Genomic DNA, 15,859 nt, shown 5'->3' on the forward strand with positions numbered 1-15,859 from the left:
TTTCTTTGGATTAGAATAATCTAATCTCTCTCCTATCTTTTCTTCAAAATATATGTTTAGTTTATTTTTAAAATTCTCTTTATTTCTGTAATTCAAATTAGAGGTTTTTAATTTCAACTTCTCCCAAACATTGTATGGTTTACCTAAATAAATTGGTTTTGATTTACCTAAATGTTTAACTACTAAGTTTAAATATTCTTCACCATTTTTAGTGTTATAAACTACATAACACCTTGGATTATAATTCTTATTTATAAACTTTAAATCATTAAATAATTCTGTGTGTTGTTTTGATAATGATTTCAAATCAACATTTATATCACTTAATTCTTGTTGTATTTTTTGTTTTCTCTTGTTGAGTTTTTTAATCTCTTTATTTAAAACATGAAACTTTGATTTGGTGTCTTTTATTGACTGTGGTAATTTCTCATAATCAACCTTATCTAAATAATCTAATTTTCTCATATTCTATACCATTTTTTGTTTATAGTAAATGTGAATATAGAAATAATATATGAAAAGTGATGTGTGTTTAGGTGTAAAATTGGGTTGGTTGTTATAGTTGTTGATAAGAGAATATATCTTCTAATAAACAATCCTAAAATCATAAGAAATTTAAATGAGTAATTATCTATAATAGAGAATTTAAACCATTAAAGATGAGAATATGTTAAAGATGGAATAGTATGTGAAAACCGATCCATAACTGATTGTTATCGATAAATGGTTTTAATAGTGATTTATTGATATGTGTATTTACATCAACCACAATATTTTTATATAACATCCTTATATATGGACATACAACATCATAATTGAGTCATATGAAGAATGTGGATATATTAACTAGTGATTATACCTTTATAAGTGAGGAAGTCTACTTCAGAAAAAAGAAAGTTTATATAAGGTCCAGTATAAAGATATGAATAGGTATTACCGTAACCACAGAAAAAATCGATTTCTTTTATTCTTTATTTTCTAATTAATATTTATCACTGTAGATATATATAAATTATAAAGTAATACAATGAATGAAAGAGTATTAAATAAATCATTTAAAAAAGTATACAACAAAGAACAAACTAAAAAATGGATACAGTTTGGTTTAAACAACAACTACATTACAATGAATGATAAAAAAGGAATTATCAACTGGGTAAAACTTCTAAACACTAACTCATTTAATTTATAAGTCATGGAAAAACAAATCATCAACAAAAGAGAATTAAGTCAATACTTAGGTTTCAGTTTAGGTAAAATTGACAACCTAATTAAAGAAAACAAAATCGAATATTATAAGATAGGAAAGAATGTTCGATTTCATCTAAATGATGTAGATAAATGGGTGATGAGTTTTAAAAAACCTATTATCTAAAAATGTTTGATTTAAACGATTTAAGTAATTAAATCACCCAATTACATTAAGTGTTATAGTTAATGTGTTAAATCAATTATTATCATATTAAAATGACATGTTTAATGGTTGTTAGTGATAAAAAAAGGTAGATAATCTAATATCTACCTTCATTTATTAAAATGAATAATATTTACTTCTTTTCTTTTTCTACACTCACACTAAAATTCTGTTGAAGTTTGATAATATCATCAATCTTGGTGTTATACTTAATTTCAAAATCTTCAACATATAATTCTAATGAATCATTTATCACTTCATACAATTTCTTATTTGTAAAGTAACTTACCAATTTAACATTCGATAATAATGTTGGATTCACAAGTGTAGTAAACCTACTTAATTCTAACTTTTCTTCTTTAGACATCTTTATAATATTTGATTAATATTTTATAAAAATATGTCAGTGATTTTAAACAAACACATTCTTTAATTCAAGTGTTTATTTCTATACTATGTCATACATTTACTTTAGTTAGAATATAGAATTGACGATATTGTATATGTTATTAAATTATAAATTAAAACAAATACAATTATGAGTAAAAATCAAAAAAAACACACTATTGGGAGTTTAGTTCAATTAAACACAAAACTAATGTTAAAAATGTACTACTTAAAGAATGAGATGTTGGAGTTAGAACAAGAAGTGATAAATAATATTAAACAAATGGATACAATAAGTGTTAATCAAAAAAATACAAAATGAATAACATAGTAATTAGAAGTATGGATGATTATGTAAATACTGAGATTACAAATAATCATTTCAAGAACAGTGTAATTGTTTATTGTAGAGTATCAACTGTAAGTCAAATTGATGGAAGTAGTTTAGACACACAACAACAAAGAGGAATAGAATATTACCAAAAATCAAATATTCCATTTGAACACATATTAGTGTTTAGAGAAGAAGGAAAAAGTGGTGATGATTACAGTAGTGAATCAACAACCATTAGAGATTTATTAAGTGTTATTCTATCTAAAATTGAAAATGGTTTAATTAAACATTTTTGGGTGTATGATAGTAGTAGATTAAGTAGAAGTACTGAACTTTCAACTATTATTATGAAAACACTATCTCAAAATGATTGTAACTTCTACATCAATACCACAAAACAAAACTTTGATGAATTAGAAAATGGATTAATGTTGAAGATACTTACTGTGTTTGATGAATATGAAAATCATAAACGATTTCAAAAATCAACACTTGGTAAGATTGAAAACATGAAAAAAGGAAAGTGGAATGGTGGATTATATCCTTATGGGTATAAAAAGGGTAATTACAGTGGTCATATTGTAATTGATAAGTTTGAATCAAGAAATGTTAAAACAATATTTACTCTTTTCAATCAAGGAAAATCAATCAAAGACATCATTATTCATTTAAGTAATGAAAATGTACTTCCACCAGTATCTACAAAAAAGGTATGGAATGAATTAACACTTCGAAATATGTTAAGAAGTGAAAAATACATTGGTAAACACACAGTCATTACTAAAACAGACAAACATTTATCTAAACAAGAATGTATTAAGAAAAGTAAAATAGTAACCTCAACAATTAAGTTTCCTAGAATAATATCAAAAAAGTTGTTTGATGAAGTTCAAGAAAAAATGAGAACACTTAGATCTAGAAGTAGGTCTAACACTCAATTAAAGTATAAATACTTACTTAAAGAATTGATGTATTGTGGAAATTGTGGAAACACCTTAAAAATCAACAGAAACAAACACCAAAACATCAAAGTATACTATTGTAATTATTCAGAAAAGAACTGGAAATACATTGACAACAGATATCCAAAATGTGGTAAAGGATATACAAAACAAATTGACATAGATGTTGTGGAAGACTTAGTTTGGAATGAAGTATTAAAAACATTCAAAGACAGTTATCTTATCAAAGAACAGTTTAAAAAACAAGTCTTATCAAAGAGATTAAAAGAGAAAGAAAGTCCTTTAAATCAAATAAAATCCTATGAAAAATTGATTTCTAAGTACCAGAATAAGATTGAACAATTTGAAAAAAGTAAACTTGAGTTATTTGAGAAAAAACTAACTCTAAAATTAACAGAAGAACAATATGAAAGATTAGAAAAAAGTATTGACTCTGAAATTGATAATTGTAATCAATTAATATTAGAAAAGGAAAATGAAATTGACTCAACAAAAAATGGAGTTGTTTGGTTTGATTGGTTGGAAGATTTTAAAAATCACTACAATAAGATAAAAGACATAAAATCAATTGACCAAAAAAGAGATTTTATCAGTCAGTTTGTAGAGAAAATAAAAGTTTATTGGGACAAAGAAACCAAGACACACAAACTAATAATCACATTTAGATTAAAGATTGTTAAAGACAAAAGAATCAGACGTGAAAAGTATGTCTACAAAGTACAAAACGGACAAACTGATAAAGTGATTAGTAACTTTAATTCCATTAAATACAAACGTCTACTTAAGAAGAAAAAGGAGTCTAATTTATTGGTAGACAGTTACTCAACAGTTACCGACTTCGCTAAGTTTCTAGGCTGATCAACATTACAACCCCGCATCACTGCTATATAATAGGATAGTAACTGTAATGGAATATTAGCTAAAATTGGTGTTAATGGCTCTGCTACTTCAGGAATTTCAATAACGTAATCTGCTATTTCCTTAACCGTAGTGTCACCGTAAGTAACAATAGCAATCACAATTCCGTTTCGGGCTTTAACCTCTTGTATGTTACTGACCACTTTTTCGTAATGCCCCTTCTTTGTTGCAATAACAACAATAGGCATGTTTTCATCGATAAGCGCAATAGGGCCGTGCTTCATCTCTGCAGCAGGATAACCTTCAGCATGAATGTATGATATTTCTTTAAGCTTCAAAGCGCCTTCCAAAGCAACAGGGAAGTTATAGCCTCTACCGAGATATAAGAAGTTTTGAGCATCCACAAACTTAGCAGATATATCCTTAACATAGTCGCTCATGGATATCATGCTCTCTACTTTCTTAGGAATAGTCTCAAGCTCTATTAATAATTGTCTATAATACGATTCTGAAATGGTTGCTTTTTTACGTGCTAACAACAAAGAAACAAGTGTTAAAATCGTTACTTGAGCAGTAAAAGCTTTTGTTGATGCAACACCAATTTCTGGTCCAGCATGTGTATATGCTCCTGCATCACTCAAACGAGCAATAGAAGACCCTACCACATTACAAATAGCAAGTACAGTAGCGCCCTTTTCTTTAGCTAAACGCATAGCCGCTAATGTATCTGCTGTTTCTCCAGATTGAGAAATCGCTAATACGACATCCTTTTCAGTGATGATAGGATTTCTATATCTAAACTCTGAAGCGTACTCTACTTCAACATTTATTCTTGCTAAATCTTCAAGAAGGTATTCTCCAATAAGTCCAGCATGCCAAGAAGTTCCACAAGCAATGATTATTATTCTATCAGCATTAAGAATTTTATCAGAATAACTATCTATGCCCTGCATCTTAATAGTGGCCTGAGAAGAAAGTAATCTACCTCTAATCGTATCTGTAATAGATTTAGGCTGTTCAAAAATTTCTTTAAGCATGAAATGCTCATATCCACCCTTTTCAATTGCTTCTAGACTCATTTCTAATTCCTGAACATAAGGTGTTAAAGGAACATTTTCAATAGTCTTTAGTTCAAAGCCGTCCTTTAGCGATAAACGAGCTACTTCTCCTTCTTCTAAATATACCACTTCCTTAGTATATTCAATAATTGGCGTAGCATCTGAAGCGATAAAAAACTCACCTTCGCCAACACCTACAACAAGAGGACTACCCTTTTTGGCAACTATAATTTCGTCTGTAATATCATTAGCAATAACTGCTATAGCGTAAGCTCCTACAACCTCATTCAAAGCCAGTCGAACCGACTCAAATAAAGAGGTATTTTCTTTCTTTTGAATTTCTTCTATCAAATGAACTAGCACTTCAGTATCGGTATCACTTTCAAATTGATGACCTCTTTTTGTCAATGCTTTTTTTATAGATTCATAATTCTCGATTATCCCATTATGAATGATAGAAATAGATTTATCTTGAGAATAATGTGGATGAGCGTTTACATAGTTAGGCACACCGTGTGTAGCCCACCTAGTATGTCCAATCCCTATTGAGCTGGTAATGTTTTTATCTTTGCAAAAATCTTCTAAGTCAGCAACTTTTCCTTTTCTTTTGTAGTTCATAATATCGCCGTCTAATAATGCAATACCTGCACTATCATAACCCCGATATTCTAAACGTTGTAATCCTTTAATTAAAATTGGGTAGGCTTGCCTATGCCCTATATATCCTACAATTCCACACATATTAAAATTCTGTATAAATGATATTAAGCTCGATGTTTTGATTAAGTTCTGTTCTTGAAGCGTTCACTGATTCTCCTGTTGGAACAAGAATTAGAGCGTTGTTTTGGTAATCCCCCTGAACTAATCTTTGCATATATTTGGTAATATTAAAGGTGTATTTATTATCCTCTAGTTCGCCACCAAAATGAGTTTGCCCCTCTGTTATATCTTCCAAAAAATACTTAGTCCCTGATGAATCTAATCGAACTAATGACAAGTTAGAATGTGAGGGTGATAAATCTGTTGAGTTTTGTTCTGTAAAAGTAATCAAAGCTTGATTAATAGCTTTGTTTGATAAGGTTTGTTGCAAAGAGGTTAAGTCATTAAAATCTAAACGCAATTCTAAACCCGCCATAGATTGTACAGCTAATATATTTTGAAGGTTTAAGTCGTCTTGCATATCAAAATGATTAACTCTTGCTGCCGCAGCGCTAAATAGCAAATCATAAGATAAAGAGTCGTTATAATAAATGGTCAATTTTGAGCCGCCATTTATTAGATTAAAGTATAAAATAGAAGACGATGGCTGATTCGCAGAAACAGAAAATTGAAGCCCCTTAAAAAAAGGAATAAATCCATTGTCATTATCTACCAAATCAATTGCTTGAGCATCAAGAACAAGCTGGCCAATTTGATTCACATTAAAGGAAAGTGCTCGTAAACCAACGGTGTCTGAATCTATATACCTAAGCGTATTAGGAGTAGGATAAAAGGTATGTTCTAAAGGTGTAGAAAATGGACTTGCTGAAATAATATCGTTGGAATAATATGTCGTAGTATCGTAAATTTCTTGAGTAAGTTGCTGTACTTGAATAGTCATCTCGACACTTGTGTCACCATAATATCCAGCATAGGCAAGTGTAATTATTGCAGAATCCAGCACAGGGTTCGCTCCAAAATCAACACTATTATCACTAAGACGTAAATGGGTAGAAAAAGAAGCCTTTGCATCTAATAAATTAGTGGATTCATAATTACCAAGCAAAGCGTATAATATTTGCCCAGAACGTACAGAATCCACTTTTTTGGTAGCCATAGAAAAGGGACTGTTCTCATCTATTGAAGATATTGTTATTCTATCGCTATCAGGTTGTATTTCAAGGCCTATAATTTGTGGGTCTGTACAAGAAAAAAGAATGAGGGCGCAAAGCCAAAAAAAGGGGATTGATTGTTTCATGAAAATGTATTTGTTCATTATGAGTATACCTCAACGTCTTCTAACAATTCGTCATACAAGGCGTCATAAGCATCTATGAATTCTTCATCACTTTGATGAGTAATTACATACTTATCAGAATCAGCAATAAACGTGTTCAAATCATCACTAATCTTTTCGCTACCCATTATTATTGCATCAGCGTATTTTATTGCTAATTGGTGAAGTGTGTCAACTGAAGCCTGCTTAATCAGCTGAACGTCATCTTCATTTACTCCTGTAATGATAGATTTACGTGCCATATCATTGTCTATTTCAACATTTGATTCTTGGTCATAAACGGAATAAACTACTTTTGTATTGTCAAAGATAGGGTCTTCTGCAAACGCTTTTTTAAGATACATTGGAACTAGTGCAGACATCCAACCGTGACAATGTACAATATTAGGTGCCCATCCCAGTTTTCTGACTGTTTCTAGCACGCCACGGCAGAAGAAGATAGCGCGCTCATCGTGAAATTCAAACTCTTCGCCATCCAATTCATGCATAAACGTTTTCTTAGGAAAATAATCTTCGTTTTCAATAAAATAAACCTGCATTCTAACCGGTTGCAAAGAAGCAACCTTAATAATAAGTGGGTAATCCAGATTGTCTAAAATCATATTCATACCAGACAAACGGATCACTTCGTGTAATTGATTTCTCCTCTCGTTGATACATCCGTACTTAGGCATAAATATTCTTATATCTTTGCCTTTTTCCATTATACCTTGAGGAAGATTTCTACACCTTGTTGAGATTTCAGTTTCACACAAATAAGGGGTGATTTCTTGCGAAATAAACAAAACTCTTTTCTTATCCATAAATTATCTGAATTTTAAAACCGACAAAAGGTGATTAAACTTGTAATGCAAATTTACGAATTTTATCCTCACAAATCAAGTAAAACATTACTTTTACCACCCCAAATTAATAGTTAATGGACATCTTAACAGACATATATTCTCTTAAGCAATTGCTAAGCACCTACAAGAGTAAGGGTAAAAACATTGGGTTTGTGCCCACGATGGGCGCCTTACATGATGGCCATCTATTTCTAGTAAATCTAGCGCAAAAAGACTGCGATATTGTGGTATGTAGTATTTATATCAACCCAACTCAGTTTAACGATTCAAACGATCTTGAAAACTATCCAGTTACTATTGAACAAGACATAAAATTGTTAAAAACACAAAAATGCGACATTCTATTTATGCCTAGCCATGATGAAATGTATCCTGAAGGGCTAAAAACAAATAACTTTGAGCTAAACAATATAGACAAAGTGCTAGAGGGAAGTAAACGACCAGGGCATTTTGACGGGGTTTGTACGATTGTTCATCGCCTATTTTCAATCGTTGAAGCAGACTATGCTTATTTTGGGGAAAAAGATTTTCAACAATTAGCAATCATCAAACAAGTCGTTAAAAGCTTGTCACTTCCTATCAAAATTAAGAGTGGTGAAACGGTAAGAGAAAATGATGGACTAGCAAAAAGCTCAAGAAATACATTGCTAACCAAAGAAGAAAGGCAAATAGCACCCCTGATTTATAAAAGCTTAATGAAAGCGAAATTAGCTTATAATAAATCAAGCTATGAAGAGCTTAAAAAAATGATAATAGACGATATTAATAATGCAAAAGGAATGGAATTAGATTATGTTGAAATTGTAAATCCAAGCTCCTTTAATCCCCTAAAAAACAAGACTGAAAATGATCAGGCAATTGCATTAATAGCTGTTTTTTTAGGAAATATTAGATTGATAGATAATTTATCTTTAAATGATTAATTTTACCCCATGCAAATTGAAGTTGTAAAATCAAAAATTCATCAAGTTACTGTAACAGGTGCAGACCTTAACTATATTGGAAGTATTACCATTGACGAAACACTAATGGAGGCTTCAAACATTATTGAGGGTGAAAAAGTTCAGATAGTCAACATTAACAATGGTGAGCGACTGGAAACTTACGTTATTAAAGGAGAGCGAAATAAAGGTGAGATCTGTCTAAATGGTCCCGCAGCAAGAAAAGTGCAAAAAGGCGATATCGTTATTATTATTGCTTATGCACTGCTAGACTTCGAAGAAGCTAAAACATTCAGTCCGACTTTAATTTTTCCTAATCCAAACAACACCCTTTAACCTATACAAATGAAAGCTGTAAAGTGGATTAAATATGCTTTTTTTCTTTTTTTAGGTGTTGGGCTTATGTACTTAGCTTTCAAAAACCAAAACCCTAAAACACTACTTTCACAACTTAAAGACGTCAATTATTTATGGGTAGTTTTATCTATGTTTTTTGGCTTTATAGCTATTGTAAGTAGGGCCTTGAGATGGGTGATACTACTTGAGAATCTAAACTTTACTGTTGGAAAACTAAACAGTATTTATGCCGTTGCCATTGGCTATTTCACCAATATTGCCATTCCAAGAGCTGGAGAAATAACACGTTGCACAAGCCTTAACCAAACCGAAGATGTTCCGGTGGATAAGCTTTTTGGAACAATTATTCTTGAAAGAGCCATAGACCTAATCATATTAGTTAGTCTTGTTTTATTAGTTCTAGGCTTAAAATTCGACTTATTTTTAAAGTTTCTATTCACTGTTTTTGAAGGTCAAACAGTAGATTTAGGCTCACTAATTGGAATGGTATTAATCGTTACTGTTGTATTAATAGTTCTATACTTTTTAGTAAAAAAGAGTTTAAAAAAATCGAGTTTTTATCACAAAGTCAAAGACTTTCTTGTAGGAATGAAAGACGGTTTTAAAAGTATCAATGGGCTAAAAAACAAAACAGGCTTCTGGATGCATACACTTATCATTTGGTGGATGTACTTACTTATGACTTATGTGTGTTTCTTTTCTATTGAGGCAACTCAATTACTTACCCTTGCTGATGGCCTTTACACTATGGTAATTGGAGGGTTTGGAATGGTTGCCCCTGTTCAAGGGGGGATTGGCGCTTACCACTATATTGTAAAAGTAGGCCTGATGATTCTTGATATATCTGAGAGTTCTGCATTACTATTTGCAACCGTTGTTCACACCGCACAAACATTAATGACACTTTCTTTTGGTGGTATTTCTATTTTAATGGTATTTTTATCCAAAAGGAAAACAAAACAGTGAATTCTCAAGCCCATTTTTCAAACAAGATTTTCGACTTACAGTCAATAACCGATGTGATCAAAAGTTGGGGAAAAGAAAGTGTAGTATTTACAAATGGGTGTTTTGATATTTTACACCTTGGACATATCGATTATCTTTACAAGGCAGCTGATCTTGCTGACAGATTAATTGTCGGCCTCAATTCAGACACCTCCGTTAGTCGTATTAAAGGTAAAGATAGGCCGGTTCAAGACGAGAAAAGTAGAGCTTCTATAATAGCATCTTTGCAATGCGTAGATGCAGTGATTTTATTTGATGAAGACACTCCTCAAAAACTAATTGAATTTATACAACCCGACACTTTAGTAAAGGGAGCAGACTATAACATAAAAGATATTGTAGGAAGCGAATTTGTACTTGCTAAAGGTGGAAGCGTACAAACCATTTCATTTTTGGAAGGATACTCCAGTAGCGCCATTATTAATAAAGTAAAAAATGGCTAAAGTAAAAACAACATTCTTTTGTCAAAATTGTGGTGCACAAAGCGCCCAATGGATGGGTCAGTGTAAATCATGTAACGAATGGAATACTTTAGTAGAGGAAGTCGTTAGTAAACCCAAGTCTAATAAACCTAAATGGGAAGGTGAACCTAGTAGTAGGGTAAATAAAGCTCAGGTCATTAGTGATATTTCTCTGCAATCGAGAGCAAGAATAGATACGTCTGATAAAGAGCTAAATAGAGTTTTAGGGGGCGGAATAGTTGCAGGCTCACTGATTTTATTAGGAGGAGAGCCAGGAATAGGAAAATCTACCTTATTGCTACAAGTAGCATTGAGAATTCAAAACGAAAAAATTCTGTACGTCACAGGGGAAGAAAGTGACCAACAAATTCGTATGCGAGCAGATAGGCTAAATCTGTCCGATTCGACTTGCCAAATACTTACTGAAACAAACACTCAGAATATATTTCAACAAATACAAGATGTTAAACCTACCGTATTGGTAATTGACTCCATTCAGACATTACAAACCAATAGTATTGATTCATCACCCGGAAGCATTTCTCAAATAAGAGAATGTACTGCAGAACTTATGAATTATGCCAAAGCTAGCGGGACACCTGTACTACTCATTGGTCATATCAATAAAGATGGTAACATCGCTGGTCCAAAAATATTGGAGCACATGGTGGATGTCGTACTTCAGTTTGAAGGAGAAAGAAACCACGTATATCGAATTCTTAGAGCACACAAAAACCGATATGGTTCAACAGCTGAGTTGGGTATCTATGAAATGTTAAGTCATGGGCTAAGAGAAGTAAATAACCCATCTGAAATTTTGCTTTCCCAAAAAGATGAAGCCATGAGTGGTATGGCTATCAGCGCTACTATGGAAGGTGTTCGTCCTTTAATGATTGAAACCCAAGCCTTAGTAAGCTCTGCTGTTTATGGCACCCCTCAACGTAGTGCAACAGGCTTTGACTTAAGGCGTTTGTCCATGCTATTAGCTGTATTGGAGAAACGCTGTGGCTTTCGACTAGGAGCTAAAGATGTATTCTTAAATATCACTGGGGGAATAAAAGTAGACGATCCCGCTATTGACTTGGGTGTTGTATGTGCTATTCTTTCCTCAAATGTTGATATGGCAATTGGAGATAAAAATTGTTTTGCCGCCGAAGTAGGGCTATCAGGTGAGATAAGACCTGTCAATAGGTGTGATCAACGTATTCAAGAAGCCGAAAAATTAGGGTTTAAACGTATCTTCGTATCTAAATACAACAAAATAGATCGGAAGGATTTTGCTATTGAAGTGGTAAAAGTTAGTAAAATCGAGGAAGTGTTCAAAATGCTATTCGCATCCTAGTTATCCAACAAATTGTATAAATCGTATAACTTAGGCGTTAGAATAATTTCTATTCTTCTGTTAGCGCTTCTACCTTCTGGGGTGTTGTTCGTTTGGATTGGGACAAACTCTCCTTTACCAGCGGCCGTTAAGCGCTCAGGGTTTATCGAGCTAGAAGACGTTAAAATACGTACAATTGCTGTGGCACGAACCACACTTAAGTCCCAATTATCTTTTATTTGACCTCGTCCACCAAAAGGAATGCTATCGGTATGCCCTTCAATTAGCACATTAATATCTTGCTGACTTTCAAGTGCTATAGACAGCTTAGAAAGAGCATCTCTACCACGAGTGTCCACCTGCCAACTGCCCGACGCAAATAACAATTGTTCTTCTAAAGAAATATAGACCTTGCCATTTTTTTGCGTGATAGTCAATCCATCTCCTTCAAAACCAAGTAGTGCCGATGAAATTCTATCTTTTAAAGCTGAAAGCAAAGAATCTTTTCTGTTAATAATTGATTGCAATTCCACTACTTTTTGCTCTCGATCAACAAGTTCATTTTGGGTTTTAAGAAGTTCTTTTTGTTTAACACTTAAGTTTTGTTCTAGAGTCAAGAGTTCGTCTTCTTTTTTTAACAACTCTTCTCTTGTATTTTGCAACTCTTTGAGCAACTTCTTAGTTTCTTCAGCCTTATTGCTCATCATTTGACTGTTCTTAGCAGTCAATAAATCATAAGCCTCGTTTAAGTCCTTTAATTGAGCTTGTAACTGACGACAAGTAATTGCTCTCTGGGTAGAGTCTGAAATCAATTGACTAACTTCTGAAGTGAGTCTAGACAATCTATCTTTTAACTCTGTATTCTCTGTTGAAAGAGAGTTGTTTTCTTTTTTTATTTCCTGATTTTGCTGAAATGTTTCTTGACGTTGTTGTTTAACCTCTTCAACAACCTTTGGAGATACACAAGCAGCTAGCGACGCTATGAAGATAAAGATGGGTAAAATTCTGTAAGTCATAGTTATACATTTAGACTTTCAAATATACATTAGCATTTAGCCCACTTTATAGACTTTAAAAAAGTTTATTAACATCCCTAGTTTGATTAAGCATTAACTAAGCTCAAGCAAAACAGGACAATGGTCAGAATGTTTGGCTTGACTTAATATTGCTGATCTATTCAATCTAGACTCCATAGATGATGTAGCTAATAAGTAATCTATTCGCCAGCCTAAATTTTTTGCTCTAGCATTTGCTCTGTAACTCCACCAAGAGTAATTATGAGGCTCTTGGTTGAAATAACGAAAGGTATCTATAAACCCTAAATCAATAAAGGAAGACAGCCATTCTCTTTCTTCTGGAAGAAAGCCCGAAGTTTTTTGATTCCTCTGTGGATTATGAATATCTATAGCTTTATGACAAATATTATAATCTCCTGCAATTATTAGATTAGGTATTCGCTGAGTCAGTTCGGAAATGTAAGTGTAAAAATCGTCTAAAAACGTCATTTTAAAATCTTGTCTTATATCACCGCTACTGCCAGATGGCATATAAACACTGATTACAGAAAATGTATTGAAATCAATTCTTAACACTCTACCTTCATTATCATAACTTTCGTGATCCATTCCATAAGAAATAGATTCAGGTTTTATTTTTGTTAAAATTGCGGTTCCGCTATATCCGGGTTTTTGAGCAGAATACCAATAACAGTGATAGCCCAAATCTGTAAATACAGAAGTGTCAAATTGTTCTTCACGGGCTTTAATCTCTTGCAAACATATCACATCAGGATTAGTTGTTTTCAACCACTCGTCTAAGCCTTTTCTTAATGCTGCACGTATCCCATTGATGTTATAAGTAACTATTTTCATACGTTATCTGAACTTAGTATTAGAAATTCCAATAATCTCACCACCCATAATAAACTCAAAATAATAGATTCCTGGAATTAACACATTACCTCTAGTCCACAATTGACATTCACTGATTTTTTGATTAGCATAATCAAAACTATAATTGGTCGTATATTGAACAACACTATCCGTATTAATAGTAATCTCTTGTATTTTATTAGCAACATTTAAAACTTCTCCACGAGGGTCTATAATTCTAATATAAATGTCCTTAAGCCCTGCTTCAGTCACCTTATTTTCTATGATATCAAAACATATACTGAAATTTTGAATTTTGGAAGCTCGGGTTGTCGTTACTTCTCGACCACTAGAACGGTAATACACTCCTTCTATTTGTATGTTTTCTACTCGTAACATAGAAGCTGTAAAAACCCGGTCGCTTAAGTCTTGATTATTTTTTTCTAGCGTTCTATTTCTAATAGAAATAAGTTGATTTGCTTTTTTAACGCTATCGTTTTCTAGTTGCAGCATTTGATTCAACGTATAGAGAGAGTCAATAGCAGAAACATACCTTTTACTGATTTCTTTTAATCTTCTAATCTTTGCTCTAGCCTGAGTTAGTTCGCCTTTGGAGCGAAGCAATTGTTTTATTTCATCAGCATAAGCTAAAATTGTAGAGTCCCGTTGTTCCAATTGACTACTTAAGTCTCCATATTCATCTTTAAGAATTTCGTGTTCATCAATAAGGTCGTCAAGATTATCTCTCAAACTATTTTTTTCCTCCTCATATTGAATCACTGTCTCTATGTTTTCTTGATATTGATTTTCTCTAACTATCATAAAAATCAATAAGGATGATAATAGAATAGATAAGATGAGAATTATTCTTCGAGACTTTTTGTCTTTAAGAGGACTTACACTGTTACTCGGCTGATTCATTATTTTTAGATGTTTTAAGTTTTTGCTTATACTTTGATTCGAGTTCTGACAACATCATTGTTTGGATTTGATTTAATTCATCAGATAAATTTCCAGCAGTCTTGTCTTTTAACATAACAACCATATCGATAAGTTGGCGTACATGTAATAAGTCGGATTCAGACTGATTAGAATCACTTATTTTATCGAGGGCATTGAAAGCATTATGGTGAAGTAAATATAATAACTCACTAAATAACTGATCACTTTTATTCATAGATTAAATAAATTTTGGCAAATTTAACTTATTAAATTTATATCCTATAAAGCTTTCGCCGTGATGAAATTACATATTTTATTAGATATTATTCAATTAATCTTTCCCAAAACGTGCTTTTCTTGCAAGAACGTCTTATTAAGTAGAGAACGGATTCTGTGCTTAAAATGTTATCTGAACTTACCAAAACATATTGGAAAAAAGAAGAAGCATCAGTTTAATCTATATGTCAATGGACAAAATTATAAGATATACTGCCGGTATAAATACCAAAAGAAAAGTGCTGTTCAGAAGATGATATACAGTCTAAAATATAAAAACAAACCCCATATAGGCTATTATCTAGGGGCTGAATTATAAAAAAATATTTCACACTTACAAGATGTAAGCTATATTATTCCTGTTCCATTACACAAAAGGAAAGAAAAAATCAGGGGTTACAATCAAAGTCAAATCCTAGCAAAAGGAATGAAGCCAAATATAAAATGTGAGGTTTTATCAAACATATTAATTAGAAAAGAAGATAAAGAAAGTCAAACACGTAAATCGAGATACCATAGGTTTGAGAATATAGATGGTGTGTTTTTTATAACATCAAAAAAATTATTAGAGAATAAACATATTATTCTAATTGATGATGTATTTACAACAGGAGCAACAATAAGTGAATGTATTAAAGCTTTACAAGAGATTAATAATATTAGGATTAGTATCGTCTGTTTGGCTGCATAAAAAAAGCCCCGAACATTGCTGCTCGGGGCTTTCATCAATCTATTTAAAAAGGATTATTGAAGAACAATCTTTTTGTTGATACCGCCTGTAGAAGTCGTTATTTCTAAGAAATAAACGCCTTTTGGCTGCGTATTCATGTC

The 15,859-nt window shown here is 32.2% G+C and carries 18 protein-coding genes; 9 read left to right on the forward strand and 9 right to left on the reverse strand.

The window, feature by feature from the left end; translation table 11 throughout:
* On the reverse strand, window positions 1-465 hold a 465-nt coding region (locus tag P8I29_04990; protein MDG1917158.1), incomplete at its 3' end, for a hypothetical protein.
* A gap of 562 nt (window positions 466-1,027) precedes the next feature.
* On the opposite strand from P8I29_04990, the gene P8I29_04995 reads away from it, so the two are divergent.
* Window positions 1,028-1,192 (forward strand): hypothetical protein, encoded by a 165-nt coding sequence (locus P8I29_04995; GenBank protein MDG1917159.1) that lies wholly within the window; start codon window positions 1,028-1,030, stop codon window positions 1,190-1,192.
* A 3-nt stretch (window positions 1,193-1,195) separates the two neighbouring features.
* Window positions 1,196-1,375 carry an excisionase family DNA-binding protein gene (locus tag P8I29_05000; GenBank protein MDG1917160.1) on the forward strand — a complete coding sequence of 60 codons (180 nt, stop codon included), beginning with the start codon at window positions 1,196-1,198 and terminating at the stop codon, window positions 1,373-1,375.
* A 172-nt stretch (window positions 1,376-1,547) separates the two neighbouring features.
* On the opposite strand, the gene P8I29_05005 is transcribed toward P8I29_05000, so the two are convergent.
* Complete coding sequence (locus tag P8I29_05005) at window positions 1,548-1,781, reverse strand: hypothetical protein (protein MDG1917161.1); 234 nt, start codon at window positions 1,779-1,781, stop codon at window positions 1,548-1,550.
* A 338-nt stretch (window positions 1,782-2,119) separates the two neighbouring features.
* Here P8I29_05005 and P8I29_05010 point away from each other — a divergent pair, with 338 nt between their 5' ends.
* Window positions 2,120-3,955: a recombinase family protein gene (locus P8I29_05010; GenBank protein ID MDG1917162.1), complete on the forward strand. Its 1,836-nt coding sequence runs from the start codon at window positions 2,120-2,122 to the stop codon at window positions 3,953-3,955.
* On the opposite strand, the gene glmS is transcribed toward P8I29_05010, so the two are convergent.
* From glmS to P8I29_05025, 3 genes are read right to left on the reverse strand one after another with little or no spacing between them, the layout of a single operon-like run.
* Window positions 3,916-5,754, reverse strand: coding sequence for a glutamine--fructose-6-phosphate transaminase (isomerizing) (gene glmS / locus P8I29_05015; GenBank protein MDG1917163.1), 1,839 nt, complete (start codon window positions 5,752-5,754; stop codon window positions 3,916-3,918). The two genes, P8I29_05010 and glmS, sit on opposite strands and share 40 nt — an antisense overlap.
* Before the next feature lies 1 nt (window position 5,755).
* Window positions 5,756-6,970 carry a DUF4270 family protein gene (locus tag P8I29_05020; protein ID MDG1917164.1) on the reverse strand — a complete coding sequence of 405 codons (1,215 nt, stop codon included), beginning with the start codon at window positions 6,968-6,970 and terminating at the stop codon, window positions 5,756-5,758.
* A gap of 17 nt (window positions 6,971-6,987) precedes the next feature.
* The gene (locus P8I29_05025; protein ID MDG1917165.1) at window positions 6,988-7,812 is read right to left on the reverse strand and encodes a glycogen/starch synthase; all 825 of its coding nucleotides are present in this window, start codon (window positions 7,810-7,812) and stop codon (window positions 6,988-6,990) included.
* A gap of 116 nt (window positions 7,813-7,928) precedes the next feature.
* Between P8I29_05025 and panC the strand changes: the two genes are divergently transcribed.
* The 5 genes from panC to radA are packed head-to-tail and all read left to right on the forward strand — an operon-like array spanning window position 7,929 to window position 11,960.
* Window positions 7,929-8,777, forward strand: a complete 849-nt coding sequence (panC, locus tag P8I29_05030; protein MDG1917166.1) for a pantoate--beta-alanine ligase — start codon at window positions 7,929-7,931, stop codon at window positions 8,775-8,777.
* A 9-nt stretch (window positions 8,778-8,786) separates the two neighbouring features.
* Window positions 8,787-9,131: an aspartate 1-decarboxylase gene (locus P8I29_05035; GenBank protein ID MDG1917167.1), complete on the forward strand. Its 345-nt coding sequence runs from the start codon at window positions 8,787-8,789 to the stop codon at window positions 9,129-9,131.
* Window positions 9,132-9,140: 9 nt separating this feature from the next.
* On the forward strand, window positions 9,141-10,118 hold the full coding sequence (locus P8I29_05040; GenBank protein MDG1917168.1) for a lysylphosphatidylglycerol synthase transmembrane domain-containing protein: 978 nt from the start codon (window positions 9,141-9,143) through the stop codon (window positions 10,116-10,118).
* Window positions 10,115-10,600, forward strand: coding sequence for a D-glycero-beta-D-manno-heptose 1-phosphate adenylyltransferase (gene rfaE2 / locus P8I29_05045; GenBank protein ID MDG1917169.1), 486 nt, complete (start codon window positions 10,115-10,117; stop codon window positions 10,598-10,600). The genes P8I29_05040 and rfaE2 overlap by 4 nt, the downstream gene beginning before the upstream one ends.
* On the forward strand, window positions 10,593-11,960 hold the full coding sequence (gene radA / locus P8I29_05050; protein MDG1917170.1) for a DNA repair protein RadA: 1,368 nt from the start codon (window positions 10,593-10,595) through the stop codon (window positions 11,958-11,960). Before rfaE2 ends, radA begins: the two co-directional genes overlap by 8 nt.
* On the opposite strand, the gene P8I29_05055 is transcribed toward radA, so the two are convergent.
* From P8I29_05055 to P8I29_05070, 4 genes are all read right to left on the reverse strand, one after another.
* Entirely contained in the window at window positions 11,957-12,955 is a 999-nt protein-coding gene (locus P8I29_05055; GenBank protein ID MDG1917171.1) for an OmpA family protein, read from the reverse strand. The two genes, radA and P8I29_05055, sit on opposite strands and share 4 nt — an antisense overlap.
* 93 nt (window positions 12,956-13,048) lie before the next feature.
* The gene (locus P8I29_05060) at window positions 13,049-13,810 is read right to left on the reverse strand and encodes an exodeoxyribonuclease III (GenBank protein ID MDG1917172.1); all 762 of its coding nucleotides are present in this window, start codon (window positions 13,808-13,810) and stop codon (window positions 13,049-13,051) included.
* A 3-nt stretch (window positions 13,811-13,813) separates the two neighbouring features.
* Complete coding sequence (locus P8I29_05065; GenBank protein ID MDG1917173.1) at window positions 13,814-14,731, reverse strand: hypothetical protein; 918 nt, start codon at window positions 14,729-14,731, stop codon at window positions 13,814-13,816.
* Entirely contained in the window at window positions 14,715-14,987 is a 273-nt protein-coding gene (locus P8I29_05070) for a DUF1844 domain-containing protein (protein ID MDG1917174.1), read from the reverse strand. Before P8I29_05070 ends, P8I29_05065 begins: the two co-directional genes overlap by 17 nt.
* A gap of 468 nt (window positions 14,988-15,455) precedes the next feature.
* On the opposite strand from P8I29_05070, the gene P8I29_05075 reads away from it, so the two are divergent.
* A complete protein-coding gene (locus P8I29_05075; GenBank protein MDG1917175.1) occupies window positions 15,456-15,719 on the forward strand; it encodes a phosphoribosyltransferase family protein in 264 nt (87 codons plus the stop codon).
* Window positions 15,720-15,859 lie beyond the last annotated feature (140 nt).

Source organism: Flavobacteriales bacterium, from assembly GCA_029248105.1.
In the GTDB taxonomy this organism is placed as follows: Bacteria; Bacteroidota; Bacteroidia; order Flavobacteriales; family UBA7312; genus UBA8444.

Coding starts and splice junctions, on each gene's coding strand:
- P8I29_05000 (MDG1917160.1), top strand. CDS start 1,196: ATGGAAAAACAAATCATCAACAAAAGAGAATTAAGTCAATACTTAGGT.
- P8I29_05070 (MDG1917174.1), bottom strand. CDS start 14,987: ATGAATAAAAGTGATCAGTTATTTAGTGAGTTATTATATTTACTTCAC.
- P8I29_05025 (MDG1917165.1), bottom strand. CDS start 7,812: ATGGATAAGAAAAGAGTTTTGTTTATTTCGCAAGAAATCACCCCTTAT.
- P8I29_05060 (MDG1917172.1), bottom strand. CDS start 13,810: ATGAAAATAGTTACTTATAACATCAATGGGATACGTGCAGCATTAAGA.
- P8I29_05075 (MDG1917175.1), top strand. CDS start 15,456: ATGAAGCCAAATATAAAATGTGAGGTTTTATCAAACATATTAATTAGA.
- P8I29_05010 (MDG1917162.1), top strand. CDS start 2,120: ATGAATAACATAGTAATTAGAAGTATGGATGATTATGTAAATACTGAG.
- P8I29_05055 (MDG1917171.1), bottom strand. CDS start 12,955: ATGACTTACAGAATTTTACCCATCTTTATCTTCATAGCGTCGCTAGCT.
- P8I29_04995 (MDG1917159.1), top strand. CDS start 1,028: ATGAATGAAAGAGTATTAAATAAATCATTTAAAAAAGTATACAACAAA.
- P8I29_05040 (MDG1917168.1), top strand. CDS start 9,141: ATGAAAGCTGTAAAGTGGATTAAATATGCTTTTTTTCTTTTTTTAGGT.
- panC (MDG1917166.1), top strand. CDS start 7,929: ATGGACATCTTAACAGACATATATTCTCTTAAGCAATTGCTAAGCACC.
- P8I29_05035 (MDG1917167.1), top strand. CDS start 8,787: ATGCAAATTGAAGTTGTAAAATCAAAAATTCATCAAGTTACTGTAACA.
- radA (MDG1917170.1), top strand. CDS start 10,593: ATGGCTAAAGTAAAAACAACATTCTTTTGTCAAAATTGTGGTGCACAA.
- glmS (MDG1917163.1), bottom strand. CDS start 5,754: ATGTGTGGAATTGTAGGATATATAGGGCATAGGCAAGCCTACCCAATT.
- P8I29_05065 (MDG1917173.1), bottom strand. CDS start 14,731: ATGAATCAGCCGAGTAACAGTGTAAGTCCTCTTAAAGACAAAAAGTCT.
- P8I29_05005 (MDG1917161.1), bottom strand. CDS start 1,781: ATGTCTAAAGAAGAAAAGTTAGAATTAAGTAGGTTTACTACACTTGTG.
- P8I29_05020 (MDG1917164.1), bottom strand. CDS start 6,970: ATGAAACAATCAATCCCCTTTTTTTGGCTTTGCGCCCTCATTCTTTTT.